General features: G+C 67.1%; 16 protein-coding genes. 6 read left to right on the top strand and 10 right to left on the bottom strand.

Annotation, left to right across the window (positions count from 1 at the left end; translation table 11 throughout):
* Positions 1–37 precede the first annotated feature (37 nt).
* Complete coding sequence (locus tag VGV58_RS00490; RefSeq protein ID WP_326871999.1) at positions 38–1,243, bottom strand: cysteine desulfurase family protein; 1,206 nt, start codon at positions 1,241–1,243, stop codon at positions 38–40.
* A 291-nt stretch (positions 1,244–1,534) separates the two neighbouring features.
* Between VGV58_RS00490 and VGV58_RS00495 the strand changes: the two genes are divergently transcribed.
* Together VGV58_RS00495 and tyrS are read left to right on the top strand one after the other, a co-directional pair.
* Positions 1,535–2,206 carry an alpha/beta hydrolase gene (locus tag VGV58_RS00495; protein ID WP_326872000.1) on the top strand — a complete coding sequence of 224 codons (672 nt, stop codon included), beginning with the start codon at positions 1,535–1,537 and terminating at the stop codon, positions 2,204–2,206.
* A 73-nt stretch (positions 2,207–2,279) separates the two neighbouring features.
* Positions 2,280–3,530 (top strand): tyrosine--tRNA ligase, encoded by a 1,251-nt coding sequence (tyrS, locus tag VGV58_RS00500; RefSeq protein WP_326872001.1) that lies wholly within the window; start codon positions 2,280–2,282, stop codon positions 3,528–3,530.
* Between the two features lie 42 nt (positions 3,531–3,572).
* Here the strand turns inward: tyrS and VGV58_RS00505 are convergent, their stop codons facing one another.
* Together VGV58_RS00505 and VGV58_RS00510 are read right to left on the bottom strand one after the other, a co-directional pair.
* Positions 3,573–4,469, bottom strand: coding sequence for a hypothetical protein (locus VGV58_RS00505; RefSeq protein WP_326872002.1), 897 nt, complete (start codon positions 4,467–4,469; stop codon positions 3,573–3,575).
* Between the two features lie 92 nt (positions 4,470–4,561).
* The gene (locus tag VGV58_RS00510) at positions 4,562–8,041 is read right to left on the bottom strand and encodes a hypothetical protein (protein WP_326872003.1); all 3,480 of its coding nucleotides are present in this window, start codon (positions 8,039–8,041) and stop codon (positions 4,562–4,564) included.
* 225 nt (positions 8,042–8,266) lie between these two features.
* Between VGV58_RS00510 and VGV58_RS00515 the strand changes: the two genes are divergently transcribed.
* The gene (locus tag VGV58_RS00515) at positions 8,267–8,731 is read left to right on the top strand and encodes a peroxiredoxin (protein ID WP_326872004.1); all 465 of its coding nucleotides are present in this window, start codon (positions 8,267–8,269) and stop codon (positions 8,729–8,731) included.
* Between the two features lie 148 nt (positions 8,732–8,879).
* The gene (locus tag VGV58_RS00520) at positions 8,880–10,157 is read left to right on the top strand and encodes a M23 family metallopeptidase (RefSeq protein WP_326872005.1); all 1,278 of its coding nucleotides are present in this window, start codon (positions 8,880–8,882) and stop codon (positions 10,155–10,157) included.
* Positions 10,158–10,255: 98 nt separating this feature from the next.
* Here VGV58_RS00520 and prfB read toward each other — a convergent pair.
* From prfB to VGV58_RS00540, 4 genes are all read right to left on the bottom strand, one after another.
* Positions 10,256–11,384, bottom strand: a protein-coding gene (prfB, locus tag VGV58_RS00525) for a peptide chain release factor 2 (RefSeq protein ID WP_326872006.1) whose coding sequence is annotated in 2 segments (ribosomal slippage) — positions 10,256–11,314 and positions 11,316–11,384 — 1,128 coding nt in all. Because the reading frame shifts where the segments join, the coding sequence is not laid out codon by codon here.
* A gap of 115 nt (positions 11,385–11,499) precedes the next feature.
* Positions 11,500–12,000 (bottom strand): DUF1697 domain-containing protein, encoded by a 501-nt coding sequence (locus VGV58_RS00530; protein ID WP_326872007.1) that lies wholly within the window; start codon positions 11,998–12,000, stop codon positions 11,500–11,502.
* 131 nt (positions 12,001–12,131) lie between these two features.
* Positions 12,132–14,579, bottom strand: coding sequence for a penicillin-binding protein 1A (locus VGV58_RS00535; RefSeq protein ID WP_326872008.1), 2,448 nt, complete (start codon positions 14,577–14,579; stop codon positions 12,132–12,134).
* Between the two features lie 155 nt (positions 14,580–14,734).
* Positions 14,735–15,922, bottom strand: coding sequence for an N-acetylmuramoyl-L-alanine amidase (locus tag VGV58_RS00540; RefSeq protein WP_326872009.1), 1,188 nt, complete (start codon positions 15,920–15,922; stop codon positions 14,735–14,737).
* 718 nt (positions 15,923–16,640) lie between these two features.
* Here VGV58_RS00540 and VGV58_RS00545 point away from each other — a divergent pair.
* Entirely contained in the window at positions 16,641–19,406 is a 2,766-nt protein-coding gene (locus VGV58_RS00545; protein WP_326872010.1) for a ribonuclease E/G, read from the top strand.
* An 84-nt stretch (positions 19,407–19,490) separates the two neighbouring features.
* On the top strand, positions 19,491–19,826 hold the full coding sequence (locus VGV58_RS00550) for a hypothetical protein (protein WP_326872011.1): 336 nt from the start codon (positions 19,491–19,493) through the stop codon (positions 19,824–19,826).
* A gap of 16 nt (positions 19,827–19,842) precedes the next feature.
* Here VGV58_RS00550 and VGV58_RS00555 read toward each other — a convergent pair whose 3' ends face one another.
* The 3 genes from VGV58_RS00555 to VGV58_RS00565 form a co-directional block, all read right to left on the bottom strand.
* Complete coding sequence (locus VGV58_RS00555; RefSeq protein WP_326872012.1) at positions 19,843–20,082, bottom strand: hypothetical protein; 240 nt, start codon at positions 20,080–20,082, stop codon at positions 19,843–19,845.
* A 59-nt stretch (positions 20,083–20,141) separates the two neighbouring features.
* On the bottom strand, positions 20,142–22,382 hold the full coding sequence (locus tag VGV58_RS00560) for a mechanosensitive ion channel family protein (protein WP_326872013.1): 2,241 nt from the start codon (positions 22,380–22,382) through the stop codon (positions 20,142–20,144).
* A gap of 136 nt (positions 22,383–22,518) precedes the next feature.
* Positions 22,519–23,709 carry a pyridoxal phosphate-dependent aminotransferase gene (locus VGV58_RS00565; RefSeq protein ID WP_326872014.1) on the bottom strand — a complete coding sequence of 397 codons (1,191 nt, stop codon included), beginning with the start codon at positions 23,707–23,709 and terminating at the stop codon, positions 22,519–22,521.
* Positions 23,710–23,721: the final 12 nt, after the last annotated feature.

Here is a 23,721-nt window from a genome sequence, read left to right on the forward strand (position 1 = left end):
AGGGCCCGCCGGTTCAGTCTTGGTTTTGCGCAAGGCCTCAGGCGGCTGCCTGAACCTTCCGGTTGGGGTTTGCGGCCAGGGCTTTCGCATAGGCCGCGATAAACTGGTCGATGTCCGCCTCGCAGGTGGTCCATCCGAGCGAGGCGCGCAAGGCCCCTTCGCTCATGACAGGGTCGACACCCATGGCTGTCAGCACATGCGAGCGCCTGACCTTGCCGGAGGAACAGGCCGAGCCCGAGGACAGGGCCACCCCGGCAAGATCGAGCATGATCAGCGCCGTCTCGGCCTTGATGCCGGGCGTGGCGAAGGCGGAGGTGCTGGGCAGGCGCAGCGCCCTGGCGCCGAAGATCGCCGTATCAGGCGCCAGCGCCATCAGCCGGGCTTCCAGCTGGTCGCGCAGCGCAGCCAAACGGGCCGCCTCGGTCGCGAGCGCCTTGCCCGCTTCCTGCGCCGCCACGCCGAAGCCGACGATGCCCGGCAGGTTCTCGGTGCCGGCGCGCCAGCCGCGCTCCTGGCCACCGCCGCGCAGGGGCTTGTCGATGAGCTCCAGAGCGCCGGTACGGAACACGATCGCGCCGATACCCTTCGGCCCGCCGATCTTGTGGGCGGACAATGTCAGAGCATCGACGCCCAAGGCGTTGATATCGATCGCGATCTTGCCGGCGGCCTGGACGGCGTCGGAATGCACCAGCGCGCCATAGCGCTTGGCGACGGCGACGATCTCGGCGACCGGCTGCAGTACGCCCGTCTCGTTATTGGCGAGATGGACCGAGACCAGAGCGCGCTCACCTGGCTTCTCCGCTGCGAACCGCGACAGCCGCTCATCGAGCCAGCCGAGATCGATCAGCCCGTCGGCATCGACCGGGATCGCCTCGGCTTGCCCGTCGGGGAAACGATGGCCGTCGCGCACGCAAGGATGCTCGCTGGCGCTGTAGAGCAGCAGCGTCACCGGCGCCCGCACGCAATCGCGCGCGCCGCTGCAATCGCTGAGGCCGGGCGACAGGATCGTCGCATTGGCCTCGGTGCCACCGCTGGTGAAGACGACATTGCTTGCCCTAGCGCCACAGAGCGCCGCGACCTGCTCGCGGGCCTGCTCGATTGCACCGCGGGCCGCCCGACCCTCGCTATGGACGGAAGACGGGTTGCCCGGCATCTGCAAGGCCCGCAGCATCGCCTCCGCCACCGCCGGGCGAACCGGCGTCGTGGCGTTATGGTCGAGATAGCTGCGGGTCGTCGCGAACACCTGCGCTTATGCTCCGCTTTGGAGGGCTTGCCCGAAGACGCGGCACGAAATGCTTGAAATCGCACCCCTGCGCCGTGCTATAGCCGCCCGTCCGAGCCGTGCTGGCCGGAACTGCAAGCGGCCCTCGCCTGCATGTTCCAGTTTTGTTCACGGCCGTTAGAACCATTCTAAGCGCTTGATGTAGGGCGCGAGCGGCGGGGCCGTCAAGGGTGGAACGGGTACGCGGCGGTCGCATGACCGCTTTCGGGCCCGCTTCACCGGCGGTTTCGCCCAGCAAGAGGCGGGATCAGAATGCCTGAGGTGATTTTCAACGGACCGGCCGGCCGGATCGAGGGCCGCTACCAGCCCGCCAAGAAGCGCGGCGCGCCGCTGGCGATCATCCTGCACCCGCACCCGCAATTCGGCGGGACGATGAACAACCAGATCGTCTACAACCTGTTCTACACCTATGTGAACCGCGGCTTCTCGGCCCTGCGCTTCAATTTCCGCGGCGTCGGCCGCAGCCAGGGCCAGTTCGACCATGGCGCCGGCGAGCTTTCGGATGCCGCCGCCGCGCTCGACTGGATGCAGGCGTTGAACCCCGAAGCGAAGAGCTGCTGGATCTCCGGCGTCTCCTTCGGCGCCTGGATCGGCATGCAGCTTCTGATGCGCCGCCCGGAGATCGAGGGCTTCCTCTCGATCGCGGCGATGGCCAACCGCTACGATTTCTCCTTCCTCGCCCCCTGCCCGTCCTCCGGCCTGTTCGTGCATGGCTCGGAGGATCGCGTCGCCCCGGTCAAGGAGGTCATGGCGGTGATCGAGAAGGTGAAGACCCAGAAGGGCATCCAGATCGAGCACGCCGTGGTCGAGGGCGCCAACCACTTCTTCGACGGCCGGGTCGACCAGCTGATGGAGCAGGTCGGCGTCTATCTCGACCGCAAGGTCGGGCCCGAGATCATCAAGAGCGAGCAGGAAAAGGCCTAAAGCGCCCCTTCGCTACGGTCGCATTGACGGCGCTCTCCCCGGAGAGCGCCGTACGCCAGAACCGAGAACCGTCATGACCGCCTTCAAGTCCGATTTCCTGCGCGTGCTCGACGAGCGCGGCCTGATCCACCAGATCTCCAATCCGGAGGAGCTGGACAAGCTCTGCCGGCAGGGGCCGCAGACGGCCTATGTCGGCTATGACGCGACCGCGACCAGCCTGCATATCGGCAACCTGATCTCGGTCACCATGCTCTACTGGTTCCAGGAGACCGGGCATCGGCCGATCACGCTGATGGGCGGCGGCACCTCGATGGTCGGCGACCCCTCCTTCCGCGACGACCAGCGCAAGCTCCTCTCGATCGAGGAGATCAACGCCAATATCGAGAGCATCAAGAAGGTCTATTCGCGCATCCTGCGCTATGGCGACGGCCCGACCGATGCGCTGATGGTGAACAACGCCGACTGGCTGCTCAAGCTCAACTATGTCGAGTTCCTGCGCGATGTCGGCCGGCACTTCTCGGTCAACCGCATGCTCTCCTTCGACTCGGTGAAGCTGCGGCTGGATCGCGAGCAGTCGCTCTCCTTCCTCGAATTCAACTACATGATCATGCAGGGCTACGACTTCGTCGAGCTCAGCCGCCGCTATGATTGCCGCCTGCAGATGGGCGGCTCCGACCAGTGGGGCAACATCATCAACGGCGTCGACCTCTCGCACCGCATGGAGGGCAAGCAGCTCTTCGCGCTGACGACACCGCTGCTGACGACCTCGTCGGGCGCCAAGATGGGCAAGACCGCCAGCGGCGCCGTCTGGCTCAATGGCGACCTCTTCAGCCCCTATGAGTTCTGGCAGTATTTCCGCAACACCGAGGACGCCGATGTCGGCCGCTTCCTCAAGGTGTTCACTCGCTTGTCTCTGGCAGAGATCGCGAAGCTCGCCGCGCTCGGCGGCTCGGAGATCAACGAGGCCAAGAAGGTGCTGGCAACCGAGGCCACCGCGCTGCTGCACGGCCGCGAAGCCGCGGAAGCCGCCGCAGAGACCGCCCGCAAGACCTTCGAGGAAGGCGGAGCCGCCCAGGACCTGCCGAGCATCGAAGTGCCTGCGGCCGAGCTGAAGGCTGGCCTCGGCGTTCTCAGCGCCTTCGTCAGCGCCGGCCTCGTGCCCTCGACCGGCGAGGCCCGCCGCCAGATCAAGGCCGGCGGCCTGCGCGTCAACGATGCACAGGTCTCCGACGAGCGCGCGACGCTGTCGCCGGCCGACCTCGTCGACGGCGCGGTCAAGCTCTCCTTCGGCAAGAAGAAGCACATCCTGCTGCGGCCGGTGTGACAGTCGCTACGGCCTCCCGGCGGAGCGCTTGCCGCCGGGCATTCAGCTGAAGTGATAGCGGTTGAAGCGGTCGAGCTGGCTGAAGTAGACGAACTGAAGCTCGCAGCTTCGGTCCATGACGCTGAAGATTCCGCTGGCGTCATGCCCCGTCAGCACGACCCAGTGATTCATCGTGCCCTCATTGCTGACATGGGCAACGACGCCTAGGCCCGATTTCAGCCAGCGCGAGATCTCAGCGAAGCTCGTCGCGCTGCCCTTGTACTGGCTGTAGAGCCAGACGCGCTTGCCGAAGCCACCGGTCAGGTAGCCGAAATCGAGATCGGAGCGCCCCTTGCTGCGGTTGGCATAGCCTTGCGAGCCATATGACATCCACGCTTCCAGCGTCGCCGGCGTGACGATCGCCGGGTCGAGCGCGTAGCTGGGATTCTTGCTCGCCAGCACCGATTTCACCGTGGCGAGATGCGGCTCCTGGAACCGGATGTTCCTGGCGGCGATCATCGTCGCACAGGCCGTCAGGGCGCAGCCCTTGGCCCAGATGATGTCCTTGCTGTCGTTGAGCGCCTGCTCCTTCCAGCGCTTGTCGCCCTGCGAATATTGGGCGCTCGGAGGCACCTGGAAGCGAACGGTGACGTTCGCCGTCTCGGGATAGGCCGTGCCCTTCTCCGGCTCGACGATCCGGCCGGCCCGGACATTCAGCATCCTGAGCGTCCGGGGCCGCTCGATTCCGGGACTGACGATTCCGTCGCCCCCACCCAGGCGCCAATAGCGCTGGAACGTCAGGATCGCAGCTTTGAAATTCGTCCTGTCCGCATCGGGCGCGCCGCCGGCCCAGTCGTCGATTTCGCGCAGCAAGGTGATGATCTTGGCGACGTCGTCGTCCTTGTTGGGGGATGCCCCGGCTCCAACGGCGAACCGGATGGTGAGCGGCGGTCCAGGCACAGGCAACCTCGCTCGTTCCGAGTTGAACCGCCTGACTCTAGTCGAGCATTCCCTTAGGTCAATATGACTTGAATCTTCCGCCAGTGGCGCGCTCAGCGCTCCGCCGTGCCGGGCGCCGGCACATTGGCACCGGGCCGCCCCTGCCCCATTGGCCCACCACCAAGCGGGTCGACGAAGCGGCGCAGGATGCCGGGCGCGATCGCCGAGAGCGGGTTCACTGTCATGGTCGGCTGGCTGGCAGAGCCCGAGACGCGGAAGTTCACCGCGAACAGCCCCCCATATTGCCCGCCGCCGAGGATCATGCCGACCACCGGCACCTGGGCAAAAGCGTTGTTGAAGGCATAGCCCGGCACGAAGGTGCCACCGATGTCGACGCGATCGCGGCCATAGTCGACATTGCCCTGGATGGTGAAGCCGACCTGCTGGCCCCAGAGCACCGCGTCGTTGATGTCGATCCGGCTGGCGCTGCGCACGAACTCGGCGCGCAATTTGGTAAAGGCGACATCGCTCGCATCGATGCGCGGGGCAGGCGCGCCGGTGCTGTCGAGCGCGCCCGGCGCCTGGGAGCCCGGCGGGCCGACGACGCGGCGCAGGGCCGGCTCGTCCCGCACCGTAAAACCGCGCAGGAGAAGCTCGCCCGGCTGGCGCCCCTCGCCAGCCCCGATCTGCAGCACCAGATCGCCGCCATAGGCGCGGCGATAGAGGTCGAGGAAGCGCAAGGTGGCGCCGCCGTTCTCCGACTGCACCACGATCGACCCGGCGCCCTCGCCTTGCTTGGCCTGCTTGATCGAGAGGTCCGCCTTGCCGATCCGCCCCTGATAGGTGATCGCGCGGAGGTTTCCGCCGCGACGCGACAGCTTGAGCTGCGAGTTGCCGAGCGCCTCGTTGTTGAAGCCGGTCAGGATCGGCACATCGAGATCGAGATCGAAATCCGGCCCCGACGCGGCGTTCTGGCTGCCGCGAGCGCCGCTCCTGGCCGGCGCCGCCGGGGCATCGAACAGGTCGCGGATGAACGGCCGCGCATCGAGCACCGCCCCGCGCACCGAAACCTTGGTCACGCTGCCATCTCGGCCGATCTCGACCTTGGTCAGGTTGTCGCCCGGCGACAGGCGCAATTGCGAGAAGCTGGCGCTCTCGAACGCGTTCTGCTTGGTCAGCGAGATGCGGCCCTTGGCCAGCAGTGGCGCGCTCTCGATCGTCAGATCCTCCAGATCCGGACCGTCGTCGTCGACGACATAGGTGAAGACTGCCTTGCCGGCCCGGCCGGCAGGCTTGCCGACGCCGGGCACGCCCGTGTCGATCGTCGCCTTGGTCAGGTCGACCTCGACGCGCGGCGGCGCCTCCGGGGTCTTGCCGAGCGGTTTCACGACCTTGACCTGCATCGACCCGCTGATGCCGGTCTCAGGGCCGAGACCACGCCGCTTCAGCGCAGCATTGTCGAGATTGAGCGAGACGGTCGCCTCGCCCTGCCCCTTCGCATTCTGCCTGAGCTCGATCGGCGCCTTGTCACCGCCGACCCTGCCTTCACCCTTGATCGAAAGCTGGCCGCGATCATAGGTCAGCGCCAGATTGGCGCCTTCCAGCTTCTCGCCACCGAGCAGATTGTCGGAGGCGATGTTCGAGAGCATGCCGGTGCTGCGGATCAGGACGTCATTGAACGTCAGATCGTTGACCAGCGGCAATGAGAGCTGGTTGGTCAGATCGATCGCGCCGCGCAGCGTCCCGGGCTCGATCTTGAGCGGCGAGAATTCGCGCAGGGACGGGAAATTGAGGAGCGCGACCAGCGCGTCGGCCGAGCCCGTCGATTTGAAGCCGATCCGCGCCTGCGGCCGGCTCGCCCAGGTGTCGGACATCGCGAAAGTGCCATCGCCGAGCTGGAGCTTGCGGCCTTCGCCGACCTCGGCGATGGCTTGGGAGACCGTGAGATCGACGGTACGGCCTGTCGTCGAGCCGACGACGCGCGCATCAGTGAGGAGCGGCAGGCCGGGGTTGGGCAGGAAGCTGACCTGCGACGCCTTCAAGCGTACGGCGACGGCATCGTCGTCCATGCCCTTGCCATCGAACAGGCGCGCATTCGCCTCTGGGGACATCGTCACCCTGACGTCGATCTCCTCGACGCGTCCGCTTTTTACCATCTCGACCAGGGCCGCATGCAGATCGGGGGAGGTCACCGCCGGCCAGACTGCGAGCGCCGCCCGCATGTCGGTGTCGACCGCCCTGATCTGGAACTGATGCGAATTCTTGTCGTCGCGCCGGCGCGCCATGCCGGAGCCTTCGGCGTTGATTAGCGGCCCCTTGAACGAGAGCTGGCTCATCCGCACCTCGCCCGCCCCGGAGTCGACCTCGAGCTGCGTGCGCAAGCTCGAAAGGACAACCGCCGCATCCTTGCCGATACCGGCCACCTGCCCCGCGCCGTCGAGCGCCAGCCGCCAGATGCCCCCCTCGTTGCGCGCCTCTCCGCTTCCGGCGAGCCTGGTCTCGCCGGCCTGGAGCTGGGCGGTCGTGACCTTGACCGTCTTGAGACCGTCATCGCTGGTGAAGTCGAGCTTGGCGCCCTGGACCTCTATCGGGTCGAGCCCGGCATTGTGCAGTTTGACCGTCCCCGGTGCGACGGAAAGCCCCGCGGCGATCCTGCGTTCGCCGCCGCCGGTCTGGGTCAGCGAGATCTTGCCGCTGAGCGCCAGGCCGTCGAGCGCAACCATGGTGTTGCCGAAGGCCAATGCCACCGCCTCGGCCGGTTCGAAGCGCTGGATGTCGATCGTAGCGCTGCGCGTGCCGTCCGGCGCGCTCGCCAGATCGATCGCCAGCTCCTTCCAGCGCGGCCCGATGCGCCCTTTCATCGACAGCCGCGCCTGCCCGCCGCCGAAGCGCTCCAGCCTGATGTCGACATCCTCCAGGCCGGAGCGCTGCCGCCCGGCCGGGTCGATCAGCGTCACCCGCGCCCCGCCGATGCCGGCGGCTTCGAGCGAGCCGAGCAGGCCGTCATTCGAAACCAGCGCGCCGATCGCGTTCATCGCCCCGGCAAAGGCGTCCCAGTCGACCGGATCGCCCGCCACCGGCGTTTTCGGAGCCTGTTCCGGCTGGACATCCTGCTCCAGCAGCAGCGAGCCGTCCTGCCTGACGCCGAGCCGGATGTTGACGCCGCGCAAGTCGAGCGAGACCAGGCGGATGTCGCCGCGCAGCAGCGCCATCGGATCATAACCCAACACCGCCTCCGGCGCCCGGAACGAAGCCCCGCCGGCATGCTTGAACGAGACTTCGCGGACGCGCAGGCGCGAGCGGCCATCGACGCGGTCGAGCTGGGCATGCTCGGCCGTGACCTTCCAGCTCGGCCCGAGCCGTTCCTCGATGGCGGTGGAGATGCGGCCCTCAAGCCCAGAGAGCGGAATGAAGCCGCTGACCAGCAAGGCGGCCGCGGCGAAACCCAGCATGACGACGGCGACGCAGACCGTGAGCGCGATGGTGACGATGCCGCGCCAGGCGCGCTTGGCAACGGCGACCACCTCCTGGCACTCCGTCTCTGAAGCCGTGCCGGCTGCGGGAGCCGCGGCGATCTTGCTGGTCTCGGTCAAACGGAATCGCTTCTTGTCTTGCTGCTCGAATCATGCGGATCGATGCGGTGGCTCCGGCAGCTAGGTTGCCGCAGCATCCGCATGATGCGCCTGATCCGGGGAGCGGTACAGCAGCGGCAAGCTAGCTGATTCGCTCCCGGTCGGTTCTGGTCTGTGGTCGGAGCCGGCTTATTGCCCGCGGCTTGCCCGGCCCTTGCATGTGATCGCGACCAAAGGAAGGCGAAGATGGCATTGAACGAAGGCGTACCGGCCCCCGACTTCACCTTGCCGACAGATGGCGGCGGCTCGCTCACGCTCTCGGGCCTGCGCGGCAGCAAGGTCGTGCTCTATGCCTATCCGCAGGATGACACGACGAGCTGCACCAACGAGGCGCTCTCCTTCGATGCCTTGCGCGACGACTTTGCCGCGGCGGGCACGACCGTCATCGGCATCTCGCCGGATTCGGTGAAGCGCCATGACAAGTTCAAGCAGAAATACAGCCTGCAGCTGACGCTGGTCTCGGACGAGGAGCGCAAGGCGATCGAGGCTTACGGCCTGTGGGTCGAGAAGCAGATGTATGGTCGCCACTATATGGGCGTGGAACGCAGCACCTTCCTGATCGACGAGACCGGCAAGATCGTCCGCGTCTGGGCCAAGGTCCGGGTCAAGGGCCATGCCGAAGCCGTGCTCGCGGCCGCCCGCGAGATCTGAGGCCAGAGCTCGGATATCCGCAAAACCCGCTGCGATTTGCGATTGATTAACCCTAACGAGGTCTAATCATCCTATCGCAGCGTCACTTCCGGTTTTGCGTATGACCTCCTTGGATTCCCGTGCTCAGGCCGCCGGCCACGAGCTTGCCGTGACTGGCATTCTTGCCCGCCGCAGCTTCACTGTCCGCCGCTCGACCGCGTTGCTCGGTCTCAGCCTTCTGGCGCTGACCACGGCCTGGAGCGGCGCGACGAGTTGGTACATCCTGCGCAAGGACGATCTCGCCGCGCGGTTGATCAGCCGCGAGACCTCCCGCCAATACGCCTATGAGGATCGGATCGCCGCCCTGCGCGCCGATGTCGACCGGCTCGCCAGCCGCGCCTTGCTCGACCAGGACGGCGTCGAGGCTCGCGTCGGCGAGATCGCCACGCGCCAGGCCGAGCTCGAATCGCGGCAATCGCTGGTCAGCGCGGTCGCCGAAAGCCTGCAATCGGCCGGGATCGGCGTGTCGCAGGCCGCCAAGAACCCGCTGCGCCAGCGCATGATCAAGCCCGAGGAACCGGTCCGCGCCTCCGGCGTCACCAGCTTCGCGCCCTTTGCCTCGGGCAAGCCGACCCCGGCGCCGGAAACCCTGCCGCTGCGCGGCGCCGACGACCGCCCGGCGCCCTGGCAGTCGGGCGAGGCCGAGGAGCCGGTCGCACCGGCCAAGCGCGTCGCCGAGGCCCTGACCCAGCTCGACCAGTCGATCGAGCGCAGCTCGGCCACGCAACTCGCGGCCCTGCGCGAGCTCGACAGGAATCTCGGCGATACCCAGAAGACGTTGCGCACCGCCCTTGCCGAAACCCGCCTCGACACCGACAAGCTCGCCGTCGCCGCCCAGGTTCCGAAGGGCGTCGGCGGCCCTCTGGTCCCGGTCAATCTCGACCCCTCGGCCGGGCCGTTCGAGGCGACCCTGAGTTCGCTGCAGCCGCGTATCGCGACCGTTTTTCGCCTGCGCGGACTCGTCGACCAGTTGCCGCTGCGCCGGCCGCTCGCGGGAGAACTCGAGCTGAGCTCCAATTATGGCTATCGCGCCGATCCCTTCACGCGCGGCGCGGCCCTGCACACCGGCATGGACCTGCGTGCCGAGCACGGCTCGCCGGTGCGCGCGACCGGCCCGGGCAAGGTCGTGACGGCCGAGTATTCCGGCGGCTACGGCAATATGGTCGAGATCGAGCATGCCAGCGGCATCACCACCCGCTATGCCCACATGTCGGCGATCCTGGTCAGCGAAGGTCAGGTGGTCACGGCCGGCACGCTGGTCGGCCGCGTTGGCTCCACCGGCCGCTCAACCGGCCCTCATCTGCACTACGAGACCCGTATCGACGGCGAGCCTGCCGATCCGAACCGTTTCCTGCGTGCCGGCGACAAGCTGGCGGGGCAGCTCTGACGGCGTACCAAGAACGCGCGTGCTCCTCACAACCGACTGCAGCTTTCAGCTGCAGTCGGTTGTTTTGATTCAAGGAGTCAGCCGGAACAGGCCCACCCTCAATCGATGTCCTCGACGTCCACGCTCGTGCCGTAGACGCGCTGGGCCAGCGACGCTTCCATGAACTGGTCGAGATCGCCGTCGAGCACGTCGGACGGGGCCGTCGAGGCGACGCCCGTGCGCAGGTCCTTCACCAACTGATAAGGCTGCAGCACGTAGGAGCGGATCTGGTGGCCCCAGCCGATATCGGTCTTCGAGGCCTGCTCGGCGTTGGCCTTGTCCTCGCGTTTCTTCAGCTCGACCTCGTAGAGGCGGGCGCGCAGCATGTCCCAGGCCTTGGCCCGGTTCTTGTGCTGCGAGCGCTCCTGCTGGCAGGTCACCGCGATCCCGGTCGGGATATGGGTGATGCGCACCGCCGAATCGGTGGTGTTGATGTGCTGACCGCCCGCTCCCTGCGCCCGGTAGGTGTCGATCCGGCAGTCGGATTCGTTGACCTCGATGACGATCCGGTCGTCGACGACCGGATAGACCCAGACCGACGCAAACGAAGTCTGCCGGCGGGCATTGGAGTCGAAGGGTGAGATCCGCACCAGCCGGTGCACGCCGGATTCGGTCTTCAGCCAGCCATAGGCGTTGTGGCCCTTGAACTGCAGCGTCGCCGACTTGATGCCGGCCTGGTCGCCGTCCTGATAGTCCAGCGTCTCGACCTTGAACTTTCGCCGCTCGCCCCAGCGCCGATACATGCGCAGCAGCATCTCGGCCCAGTCCTGGCTCTCCGTGCCGCCGGCGCCGGGATGGATCTCGACATAGGTGTCGAGCATGTCGGCTTCGCCTGAGAGCAGCGACTCGACCTGCAGTCGGCCGGCCTCGACCTCGACCGCCTTGATCGCGGCCTCGCCCTCGGCGACGGTCGCCTCGTCCTCTTCCATCTCGCCGAGCTCGATCAGCGTGAGCGCGTCCTCGACGTCACGTTCGAGCTTGGTGATCCCCTCGATCTGGGTCTCGAGCGTGGTGCGCTCGCGCATCAATTTCTGCGCGGTCTCGGCATCGTTCCAGAATTCAGGACCTTCGGAGAGCGCGTTCAGCTCCGCCAGGCGTCGTTGTGCGACATCCCAGTCAAAGATGCCTCCTCAGCAGTCCGATCGACTGCTTGGCGTTATCGAGTTGCGTCTGGATTTCTGGGCGCATGGTGCGGGCGAGGCTTTCCTGATGGGTTTCGGTCGGGCGTGCCGAACGGAGTTGTTCAGATAGGGGCGAAAGGACCGGGTGTAAACGGCGGCCGTAGCCTTACCCGAAGTCGCAATCAAAGTGCTCTGGCCATCTCGGCGAGCTTGGCGACGGTATTCATGTTGCGCGCCGTGCCGGCCTCACCTGCCGGTATACGCAGGCGCGAGTGAGCCATTCCATCACCGTAAAAGACATAAATCTCGCGCTGCCCCAATTGCATCAACTCGTCCTGCACGCCGCGCGCGTCGGTCAATGCGTCGGCATCAAGCGGGCCATCGACGAACAGCGCGACCGTCCGATTGCCTGGCTTGTCCGAAAACGGATTGCGAGCCAGCACGCCGGCGATCTCATCCGCCGACCGGATCAGCACGCCCACGGGCTTTCCGGCATAGGCCCGCAGCCTGGCCTCGAGCTTCGCCTTGATCTCCGCTTCGTCCGCGTCACTGGAAAACACGACGTTGCCGCTGGCGATATAGGTCCGGACCTTGTGCAGGCCCGCGTCCTTGCACATCGCCGTCAGCTCGTTCATCGGGAGCTTCCCGGTGCCCCCGACATTCACCGCGCGCAGCAGCGCCACATACGCTTTCATTGTTCACAGCCCACAGACGAGAACAGGTTCCGGCTGTAGCCGAAACCTGTCCGAAAAACCGAAGCCCAGGCGCGGGAAACGCCTTTGGCGCTCGCGCTCTGTACCGGCAGAAGCGATCTCTAGTAGAGACCGCCGGTGCCGGAGCCGACCGAGCGACCGCCGGCCGGCGCGACGCTCATCGCCCCGCCAGTGCCGTCGGAAGCACCAATCACCGAATAGCTGTCCGGCGGCGCCGTGCCCGGCTTGAACGCTTCGAGAATGCCGCCTTCGCCACCGGCGCGCATGCCGGTGCGCGGATCGACGCGGATCAGCTTGATGCCGGGCGGCACGCGGAACGGCGTCGCCGGCTTGTCCTTCAGCGCGGCGGCCATGAAGTCGCGGAAGATCGGCGCGGCGTACTGGCCGGCGGTCGCCGAATTGCCAAGCGACTTCGGCTTGTCGAAGCCCATGTAGACGCCAACGGCAAGGTCCGGGGAGAAGCCGACGAACCAGACGTCCTTGGCGTCGTTGGTCGTGCCGGTCTTGCCGGCGAGCGGCTTGCCGACCGACTTGACCACCGTCGCGGTGCCGGCATTGACGACGCCTTCGAGCATCGAGACCATCTGGTAGGCGGTCAGCGGATCGAGCACCTGCTCGCGATTGTCGATCAGGCGCGGCTCACGCTGGTTGCTCCACTTCTCGGCCTCGCAGCCTTCGCAGGTGCGCTGGTCGTGCTTGAAGATCGTCGCGCCCCAGCGGTCCTGGATGCGGTCGATCAGCGTCGGCCGGATGCGCTTGCCGCCATTGGCGAGCATCGAATAGGCCGCGGTCATCCGCATGACCGTCGTCTCGCCAGCGCCGAGCGACATAGAGAGCACCGGCAGCATGTCGTCATAGATGCCGAAGCGGCGGGCATATTCCGCGATCAGCGGCATGCCGACATCCTTGGCGAGGCGCACCGTCATCAGGTTCTTCGAGAACTGGATGCCGTAGCGCAGCGTGCGCGGGCCAGTGAACTTGCCGTCGTAGTTGCTCGGCGTCCACATGCCGAGACCACCGCCCTGATCGACCTCGATCGGCGCGTCGAGCACGATGCTGGACGGGGTGTAGCCGTTGTCGAGCGCGGTCGCGTAGACGAAGGGCTTGAAGGACGAGCCCGGCTGGCGCAGCGCCTGCGTCGCCCGGTTGAATTCCGACTGGTCATGCGAGAAGCCGCCGACCATGGCGAGCACGCGGCCCGAGAACGGGTCCATCACGGTGATCGCGCCGTTGACCTCGGGCATCTGGCGCAGGCGCACCTGGCCCGGCTTGCCGTCGATCGGCTCGACATAGACCACGTCGCCGGCCGAGACCGCCTGCGAGACGCGGGTACGCCGGGTCCAGCGGATGCCGTCCGGCCCGAGCGTCACCGTCTCGCGCTCCGGACGGAGCTGGCCGGAGGCTTCGCGGATCGGCTGCAGGCCGAGGCGAGCGCTGTCGCCGCTGGCGTCGAGCACGACGGCCAGGCGCCAGGGCTTGACGTCGCCGAGCACCGGAAGCTCGGCGATGGCCAGGCCCCATTCGCGGCTCGCCGCATCGATCTTCTGGATCGCGCCGCGCCAGCCGCGCGCCTCGTCGAAGCGCACGAGGCCGTCGACCAGCGCCTTGCGCGCCATCAGCTGCATCTTGGGATCGACCGTGGCACGCACCGAGAGGCCACCTTCGAGCAGCTTCTTCTCGCCATAGCGGTCCTGCAGCTCGCGCCGGATCTCCTCGGCGAAATAGCCGGCGGCGATCTGGTTCGGCGAGACCGTGCGCGGATTGACGCCGAGCGGCTGCTTCTTGGCAGCATCGGCATCGGGGCGTTTGAGGAAGCCGTTCTCGGCCATGCGGTCGAGCACGTAATTGCGGCGCTCGATGGCACGTTCACGGTTGCGGAACGGGTGCAGGTCGGTCGGCGCCTTCGGCAGAGCGGCGAGATAGGCCGCCTCCTGCGCGTTGAGCTCATGCACCGACTTGCCGAAATAGTTCAGCGCTGCCGCAGCGACGCCATAGCTGCCCTGCCCCGGCGCCGGCGCGCCGAGATAGATCTCGTTGAGGTAGAGCTCGAGGATCTTGTCCTTCGAATAGGTCGACTCGATTCGCAGCGCGATCAGCGCCTCGCGAATCTTGCGCTCGAGGCTCTGCTCGGAGCCGACAAGGAAGTTCTTCGCTACCTGCTGGGTGATGGTCGAGGCACCCTGCGGCCGGCGGCCGGAACCGCGATTGCGGAAGTTCGAGATCGCGGCGCGGGCCAGGCCTTCGGGATCGACGCCGAAATGCTTGTAGAAATTCTTGTCTTCGGCCGAGAGGAAGGCGTCGATGATCAGCTTCGGCACCGCCTGGATCGGCAGATAGAGCCGGCGTTCACGCGCGAATTCGGCGATCAGGCTTCCGTCGCCGGCATGGACGCGGCTCATCACCGGCGGCTCGTAATTCCGCAGCTGCGCCGAATCGGGCAGGTCCTTGGAGTAGTGCCAGATCACGCCGGCCGCGCCCGCGACGCCGATCACGAACAGGATCGTACCGACGGCGAACGCCCATCCGAAAAGGCGCAATATGAACCGCATCGAGAATTTTGACCTTGGCTAGCGGCAGTATCGGCGCCCTCCCCCTTTGGCGTCACGACCTGCACGGCTGATCTTCAACTCAATTCTATATCACGGCAGAAATGGCGGAACCGTGGCTTTGCGACCACAAATCGCCATCTTCGACCGTTCGGCCATCAAGGCCTGCTTTGCGCGGCCTTGCCCGGCACCTGCAGGCGCTCGAAATACTGGTCGACCGCCTGCTGAACGGCGGCGGAAGCCTGCGTGCGCCAACCCTCGGAATTCAAGAGCTCGGCATCCTTCGGGCTCGACATGTAGCCGAGCTCGATCAGCACCGACGGCACGTCAGGCGCGGTCAATACGCGAAAACCCGCCGAACGCAACGGCACCTTGTGCATCTTTACCGAACCGCCGAGCCTTTCGACCAGGTTTCGCGCGAAGATCGTCGAGAAGCTGCGGGTCTCGCGCTTGGCGAGATCCATCAGGATGCCGGCGACATCATGCACGTCCTCGCTCGAATCGAGGCCTGCGACGGCATCGGCCTGGTTTTCCTTGGCCGCCAGCCGCGCCGCCTCCGCATCGCTCGCACGCTCCGAGCCGGTGTAGACGGTGGCACCGCGCACGTCCTGGGCCTGCGCCAGCGAATCGGCGTGGATCGAGATGAAGAGACTGGCCTCGACGCCGCGTGCGATGCGGACACGGTCGTTCAGCGAGATGAAGGTGTCGTCCGAGCGGGTCATGATCACCCGGTAGCGCCCCTGCGCTTCGAGCTGTTCCTTCAGCTTCAGCCCGAAGGCGAGGACCACCGCCTTTTCGGCGATCGCCGCGACCTGGGTGCCAGGATCGATACCGCCATGGCCGGGGTCGATCACCACGATCCGGCGCGAATCGCCCTCGGCCTTGCGCTCGACGGGGATGCTCGGCAGCAGTGTCTTCGCCGTCGCCTCGCGGGCGAGCGCGACAAACTCCTCGCGGCTCGTCCGCTTCAGCTCGACGACCAGCTCGCCGAAGCCGCCGCGCACCGGCTTGACCGATACGCTTGCCACCGTAGCCGGCTGGGCGAGATCGAGGATGATGCGGGATCGGTCGGCCATGAACAGGCCGTAGCGGAAGCCGGAGACGAAGCCCGCGGACTTGCGCCCCTGCTTCGGGTCCACCTGGAAGTTGATCGAGGGCAACTCGACGATGACGCGATCGGGCCCTGCCATGACCGTGGCGCTCGCGTTCACCGGCCGGGACAGCGCCATGGTCAGCCGGACGATCTCGCCCTGGACCTCGAGCCGGGCATCGGTGCCGACCGGGAGATCGCTGGCGGGACGCGCCGGCGAATTCGCAGCTGCGAGCGAGAGCGAAGACAGGAGCAACGCCGCGCATGCGAATAGCCGCAAGGCCGGCATGGCGATGCGGTGCGGGATGCCCTTTGTGGAGAGGCGAAGCCGGTGAAGCAGGAGGAAGCTCCTCGATTCGCTGGTTCGACGCTTAACAGGACTTAACCATAGCGTCGCCAATCATTGACAACCCGTTACCATGACCGGCAGGCAGCGGAAACCGCGCCTGCCCGATCACCCACCGTTAACGCGCTTGCAAAAATGCATCGCCTGTCTGTAATGGAGACGGTTGCATCGCGAAGGCTACCGCAGCGCGCAAACCGGGTCCCTGGCCCGCTGACGTCCTGCGAACTGGCCGAACGACCGGATCATCCCGATCCGTGCCGGCGCGAAGGCAGCCAGCAACGGAATCGTCCGCGGACGGGCTTGCGCCAGGCAGCAATCGGCGCCGGTCTTCTTGTACGCGAGCGTGTCAACGCGGTGCGCCCCGTTCGAGGCGCGCTGCAGGTCAAAGGTAAGATGTCGGAGCAAACGACGCCGTTCTCCTTTTCGGTGTTTCGTCGAAACCTCTCAGGTGGCGACGGGCTGTCCGCCCGCTCTGCCGCTCGCTCCCGTCGTCCGCCCCAGACCGAACTTTTCTCCCTGCAACAGGCCGGCTTCAGCCGGCACATGCGCGGCGCCCCTGCCCGCGGCCGCGGACTTGCGTCCGCAGCCCGGCGGATTGCCAAGGCCGTCGCGCCAATGGAATTGTCCCATGGCCAACAAGATGCTCATCGACGCCACCCACCCGGAAGAGACCCGGGTCGTGGTGTCCCGCGGCTCGCGTATCGAAGAGTTTGATTTCGAATCAGCCAGCCGCAAGCCGCTCCGCGGCAATATCTATCTGGCGAAGGTGACGCGGGTGGAGCCTTCGCTCCAGGCCGCGTTCGTCGAATATGGCGGCAACCGCCACGGCTTCCTCGCCTTCTCCGAAATCCACCCCGACTACTACCAGATCCCGGTCGCCGACCGGCAGGCCCTGCTTGCCGAGGAAGCGCGCGCCGAGCGCGAGGAAGAACGCGACGAGGAGAAGCGCGAACGCCGCGGCCGCCGCGGCCGCCGCGATCGTGACAACCGGCCCAAGCGCGCCGCCGAGAGCGGCGAGACCGTCAGCGCCGAGGTCGAGGCCTCCGGCGAGCGCGTCGAGACCGACGGCAAGGAAGCCGCGATGGTCAACGAGGGCGGCCCCGCCTTCGGCGAGTTCTTCGCGCCCGAGATCGCCGAATCCGCCACCGAGGACGCGGCCCCGAACGCCGCCCCGCTGACCTTCGAGACCACCGAGGCGCCTGCTTCCGAGGATGGTGCCGAGGCCCCTGAGGAGGCCCGCCGCCCCGCGCAGGACGACGAGACCGGCGACGACGCCGAGGAGAACGGCGGCGACGAGGCCCAGGAGGAGCCCGAGCAGCTCGGCGGCGGCGATGCCCTCGACGACATGCCCGAGCGGCCGCGCAACATCCGCCGCCAGTACAAGATCCAGGAGGTGATCAAGCGCCGCCAGATCATCCTGGTCCAGGTCGTCAAGGAAGAGCGCGGCAACAAGGGCGCGGCGCTGACCACCTATCTCTCGCTCGCCGGCCGCTATTCGGTGCTGATGCCGAACACCGGCAAGGGCGGCGGCATCTCGCGCAAGATCACCAATGCCGAGGACCGCAAGCGCCTCAAGGAGATCGCCCAGGAGCTCGAGGTGCCGGAGGGGATGGGCATCATCCTGCGCACCGCCGGCGCCTCCCGCACCAAGCCGGAGATCAGGCGCGACTACGAGTATCTGATGCGGATGTGGGAAAGCGTGCGCGAGCTGACGCTCGGCTCGGTCGCCCCGGCGCTGGTCTATGAGGAGGGCAACCTCGTCAAGCGCTCGATCCGCGACCTCTACAACAAGGACATCGACGAGGTTCACGTCGCCGGCGAGAGCGCCTATCGCGAGGCGAAGGACTTCATGCGCATGCTCATGCCGAGCCATGCCAAGAGCGTGAAGCCCTATCGCGAGCAGACCCCGCTCTTCGCCGCCTTCGGCGTCGAGAGCCAGCTCGACGCGATGTTCTCGAACACGGTGACACTGAAGTCCGGCGGCTACATCGTCATCAACCAGACCGAGGCGCTGGTCGCGATCGACATCAACTCCGGGCGCTCGACCCGCGAGCACAACATCGAGGACACCGCCCTCAAGACCAATCTCGAAGCGGCCGAGGAAATCTCGCGCCAGCTGCGCCTGCGCGACCTTGCCGGCCTCATCGTGATCGATTTCATCGACATGGAGGAGAACCGCAACAACCGCGCGGTCGAGAAGAAGCTGAAGGAATGCCTGAAGAACGACCGGGCCCGCATCCAGGTCGGCCGCATCTCGGCCTTCGGCCTGCTGGAGATGTCGCGCCAGCGCATCCGCACCGGCGTGCTCGAGAGTTCCTCGGTGCCGTGCCCGCACTGCGCCGGCGCCGGCCTCGTCCGTTCGACCCCGTCGATCGCGCTGCAGATCCTGCGCGCCCTCGAAGAGGCGTTGATCAAGAGCGCCTCGCATAATCTCGAGGTCCGCACCCGGCCGGAGGTCGCGCTCTACGTGCTCAACCAGAAGCGCGCCCATCTGCGCGACCTGGAGGAGCGCTTCAACATCACGATCACCGTGTCGGCTGATGCCGCCCTGCTCGGCACCCGCTATTTCGAGGTCGAGCGCGGCGAGTTCGTCGGCAACGAGAACCGCGTCGTGCCGGTCTCCAGCATGCGCGCCGAGGCGATCATCGACGAGCCCGAGGACGAGGACATCGTCGAAGTCGAGATTGAGGCCGAGGTCGAAGGCGAAAGCGAAGCCGGGAGCGAGACGGCTCGGCATGGCTCTGCTGATGGCGAAGGTGAAGGCGAAAGCCAGGACGGCCGCGACAATCGCCGCCGCCGCCGCCGCCGTCGCCGCCGGCGTGGTGGCGAACGTGACGGCCAGCCGCATGTCGAAGGTGCTGCCGACGAGGCCGGCGACCATGACGAGGGTGAGGACGGCGACGACGCGACCGTCGGCAAGTCCGATGATGCGGCACCGGTTGCAGCTGCTGCTCCCGTCGAGGAGTCGGCCGCGCCCGTGAGCGAGGCTCCTGCCGCCGAAGCGGAAGCTGAGACCAAGCCGAAGCGCGCTCGCCGCAGCCGCAGCAAGAAGGCGGAGACGGAAGCAGCGACAGAAACGGCCAAGGCTGCCGATGTTGCGGATGTCGCGACCGAAGTCGTCGCCGAGCCGGCGGAAAAGCCCAAGCGCAGCCGCTCGCGCAAGAAGGTCGTGCCGATCACCGAGGACGGCGTCGCCGCCGCCCCGGCAGAAGCCGCGCCTGCTCCCGAGCCGGCGGCGCCCGAAGCCGTTGCCGCTCCGGCCCCCGAACCGGTCGTTGAAGAGGCGCCTGCTCCACGGGTCGTCGAAGAGCCGGTCGCAGTCGTGCTGACGCCGCCGGATCCGGATCGGCCGAAGCGCGGCGGCTGGTGGAACAAGCTGGCCGGACGCAAGTGAGATCAGGGCCGTCGCGAGAGATCGCGGCGGCCTTTTTTCTTGGATGGAGAGGATATGCGGCCACCGCGAAGCCCCGAACGAGTCGTGATCGCGGCCCTCGCCTGCACCGGCTTGATCGGCTTGGCCGTCCTCGCCCAGCAGATGATCGGCTGGCTCGGTGTCGGTCTCCTCGGCCTGTTCACCCTCTTCGTCGCGGTGCGCTACGAACTCGAGGGCAATCTGCCGGTCGGCCCGCAGATGACGCCAGACCTCTATGCCAGCCAGTTCGGCAAGCACGGCCGCGAGCATGACGCCGAGCGTGCCGATCGGCGCCATGAGTGGAAGGGTCAGCTCTCGGCCGCCCGCCTCGCCGCCGGCATGGGCGCCCTTCTGGCGCTGATCGGCTTCGGCTTCTTCCTCATTCTGGAATTCGGGCAGTAACCAGCGCGCCAGCGCTCTATCGCAGCGAGTCCGCCCCGCAGCGATGCCAGCTCATCTGCGCGCCGATCTGCCCGCGGCGCCCGTAGCAATAGCCGGCCTGCTGCAATCCGGCGACGACACGATCCCGTTCAGCGCAGGCCTTTTGCGTGCGCGGGTCGTCTCCAGACCCGCCACGGCAGGCGCTGTTGAGCGCGCGATAGCTGGTGATCAGCTCATCCGCTGACTGCGCTTGCGCCATTGCGGCGCCTGCGATCATGCCAGCCGCGAGGGCGAGCGCCGCATATCCCGATCGCACGACGCTGCCCCTGCTCCGCCTCACTCCGCCGCCGGCACGAGCGGCGTCGGCGGCGGCACGGCCGCGATCGCCGCGGCTCCACTCTTGCCGCTCCCTTCCTTCACGGTGACCGCGTTGGAAGCGAACGGCACCTCGGCCTCGATCAGCCCACGATAGACCCGCTTCAGCGCCTCGCGCTGCAGCATCGAGGCCTGGTTCGGCTTGGCGGTGAACTTCAGCCTGATGACGATGGCCGCGTCGGTGATGTCGGCGACGCCCTGCATCTTGAGCTGAGCGATGAAATGCGGCCCGTATTCGGGATCCTCCAACAGCGCGAGGCCGATCTTCTTGATCGTCTTGCGCGCCTTCTCGATGTCGGCGGAGTGGTCGAGCCGGACATTGAACTTGATCGTCGCCCAGTCGCGGCTGGCATTAGTCAGCGACTGCACCTGGCCGAACGGCACGGTGTGGACCTGGCCGCTCTGGTGGCGCAATTGCATCGAGCGCAGCGAAATCTTCTCGACCGTACCCTTGAGCCGGCCGGTGTCGACATATTCGCCGACGCGGAAGGCGTCTTCGAGCATGAAGAAGAAGCCGGAGACGATATCGCGCACCAGCGCCTGCGAGCCGAAGGAAACGGCGAGGCCGAGGATGCTGAAGGCCGCCAGTAGCGGGCCGATGTCAACGCCGAGGCGCGACAGCAGGACGAGCCCGGTGAGGCCAAACACGGCGGTGAGCACCACGCCGCGCAGAATCGGCATCACGGTCGCCAGCCGTGACGGCACATGGTCGTGCGGAACCGCATCCTCGTCAGCCGGACCAGCTGTGGCCGGGTGCGGCGCATAGGCGTCGAAGAAACTGCGCAGGAAAACGATCGCGACCCACCCCGCAAAGGCGAGCACGGCGACGCCGCCCGCTTGGCGCATCAGCACAGCGAACTGATCGGAGCTGACACCAAAGAGGAATCCGGCCCAGAGCCGCGCCAACAGATAGAAGCCGCCGGCCCAGATCGCGCCGCCGGCAGCAGCGCGCAGCGCATGTCCGACCGCGAGCGAAAGCGGCGCAACCTCGCCCATCGCCGCCGCATGCGCCTGGCGACAGGCCATCAGGCTAGTGATTCCGACCGCGAGGATCGGCGCCAGCACGATGATGAACTGCGTCAGCGCGGCGGCTTCTGCCCAGCGCCCGCCGCCTTCCATCATCATCGCCGCATTGCCGACCATCCAGATCAAGACCGCAAGCACGGCATAAAGCCAGCCGGCGGTGTGAGCGATCACGCGCCGAAGCGGTCCTGGCTCATGTGCGGAATGGAGAATGAGCGCGGCAAGATCGTGCCGCGCATCGATGAACCACCACGTTTTGAACAGAGTCGAGGCGATTCCGACCAGCGCGAACATTCCGGTGACCGGCCCTGGCCCGGTGGCATGCTGGGCCGAAACGGTCACTGTCAGCAGGATCGGCATGACGATGCCGTAGATGGCCAGGAACGTGAAGGCCCGCTCGGCCCGCGGCAGCGGCATGATCCGGCGCTCCGGCGCGCCGGGGGCGAGCAGGAAGCGTCCGAGGATCAGGTGGCCCGCGCCGATCGCGATGCCGTTGGCGATGGTGCGCAGGGTCGAATGCGCAAGGTCCGGCTGCGGGAGCCAGACTATGCGGACCGCATGCAGCACGCCGAGGCAGATCCCGAGCGTTACCAGGTCCTGCAACAGCCCCCAGGACGAGGCGATCAGCCGCGGCGAGAACTCTGGCCCCTCGGGCTGCAGCCGACGCGCGAACCAGGGCGCCGTCACGCGGCGGTACAGCCCGGCCAGGACGAGCGCTAGTGCCAGGCCCGCGATGAGCCGCCAGCTTGCGGACACGCCGCTGGCACCATTGCGGTTCTGCGCCCAGGCTTGGCTCCAGGCGTCAGGGAGCTGGCTCAGGCGCGGCACAGCGCCGAGCCCCATCGACGCCCCGTCGACGAAATGATCCCAGAACACCTCGACCGGCGTCTCGTCCTCGGCCTGGGGCTGGGCCTTGCCGGAAGGCGTGGCGGCACCGGTAGAAGCCGGCGCCGTTGCTGCTGACGGCGCGGCGGCGGATTTAGGCTCATCCTTGCCGGCGATCCTGATCTCGACCTGGCGCCCGCCGGCCGACAAGGCATCGACGAGCTTGCGCACCGTCTCGGGCGTCTCGTCGCCGCGCAGGGTCAGGACCGGCGACGGCTCGGCCTTGGCGTGTTGCGCCACGGCCGGCCCTGCGGCAAGGCTGGCCAGCAGCAACGCCGCCGAGCACAACGTCATGGCTTTCAGCCGATTCCGCATTGCGACCATGTCCAGTCCCCGAGCCGGATCAGATTGAGTCTACCACTTCGCCTTGGCAAGCGCTGGAGCCGGATCCGGTCAGGTTGGATCAACCTGATCGGAACGGGCTCTGGGCTCAGCGCGCCTTCAGCCAGCGTCCCAGGCGCGCCACCGCCTCCTCGCATTCGGCGAGCGAGCCGGCGAAGGAGAGCCGGACGGTCCGCGCGCCTCGGCCCTCGTCGAAATCGAGTCCCGGCGTGATCGCGACGCCCGCATTCTCGAGAGCATCCCGGCAGAAGCTCATGGAATCGTTCGAATATCGGCCGATGTCGAGATAGATGTAGAAGGCGCCGTCGACCGGCAGGAAATCGCCCAGCCCGATCTCCGGCAAGGCCTTGAGCAGATAGGCCCGGTTTTCCGCATAGCCGGCCTTGATCGCCTCGCATTCCTCGCTCGCGTCGAAGGCCGCCTCGCCCGCGACCTGGCTCAGCATCGGCACCGAGATCGAGAAATTCTGCTGCAGCCGCTCGATCACCCGGACCAGCCGCTCCGGCACCACCAGCCAGCCGACGCGCCAGCCGGTCATGCAATAGTACTTCGAGAAGGAGTTGACGATGATCGTATCGGGGTCGGCGGCGAGCGCCGTCGTCGCCGGCTGCTCATAGGTCAGGCCGTGATAGATCTCGTCGGAGATGTACCAGAGGCCGAGCCGCCGGCACTCGGCCGCCACCGCAGCGATCGCCTCGGGCGCCATCACCACCCCGGTCGGATTGGCCGGGCTCATCGTCAGCACGCCCGCGAGCGGCTTTTCGGCATGCGCCTTGGCGATCAGCTCCGGCGTCAGCGCATAGCGCGTCTCCGGGCCGACCGGGATCGCGACCGGCTCGAGCCCGAGCGCGATCAGGATGTTGCGGTAGGCCGGATAGCCCGGAGCGGTGATCGCGATGCGCGCGCCGGGCTCGAAGCAGGCGAGGAAAGAGAGGATGAAGCCGCCGGAGGAGCCGGTCGTCACGACGACGCGTTCGGCCGGCACCTCGACGCCGTAGGTATCGCGGTAATGCCGCGCGATCCGGGCGCGGAGCGAGCCGATGCCGAGCGCCTGGGTGTAGCCGATCCGGCCATCCTCCAGCGCTCGCGCCGTGGCGGCCCGGATGCTGGCTGGCGTAGCCGCCGAAGGCTGGCCGACCTCCATGTGCACGACCGAGCCACCACGCCGCTCAATCGCCTCGGCAGCGTTCATCACATCCATGACGATGAAGGGCGAGACGCCCTGTGCCCTGGCTGCAGGCTTCGGCGCTGGCGGCAGGCCGGTAGCGGCGATGGTCATGGCGTCCTCGAT

Source organism: Allobosea sp. (genome assembly GCF_035944895.1).
In the GTDB taxonomy this organism is placed as follows: Bacteria; Pseudomonadota; Alphaproteobacteria; order Rhizobiales; family Beijerinckiaceae; genus Allobosea.

Coding starts and splice junctions, on each gene's coding strand:
- VGV58_RS00495 (WP_326872000.1), top strand. CDS start 1,535: ATGCCTGAGGTGATTTTCAACGGACCGGCCGGCCGGATCGAGGGCCGC.
- tyrS (WP_326872001.1), top strand. CDS start 2,280: ATGACCGCCTTCAAGTCCGATTTCCTGCGCGTGCTCGACGAGCGCGGC.
- VGV58_RS00515 (WP_326872004.1), top strand. CDS start 8,267: ATGGCATTGAACGAAGGCGTACCGGCCCCCGACTTCACCTTGCCGACA.
- VGV58_RS00535 (WP_326872008.1), bottom strand. CDS start 14,579: ATGCGGTTCATATTGCGCCTTTTCGGATGGGCGTTCGCCGTCGGTACG.
- VGV58_RS00545 (WP_326872010.1), top strand. CDS start 16,641: ATGGCCAACAAGATGCTCATCGACGCCACCCACCCGGAAGAGACCCGG.
- VGV58_RS00555 (WP_326872012.1), bottom strand. CDS start 20,082: ATGATCGCAGGCGCCGCAATGGCGCAAGCGCAGTCAGCGGATGAGCTG.
- VGV58_RS00560 (WP_326872013.1), bottom strand. CDS start 22,382: ATGACGTTGTGCTCGGCGGCGTTGCTGCTGGCCAGCCTTGCCGCAGGG.
- VGV58_RS00565 (WP_326872014.1), bottom strand. CDS start 23,709: ATGACCATCGCCGCTACCGGCCTGCCGCCAGCGCCGAAGCCTGCAGCC.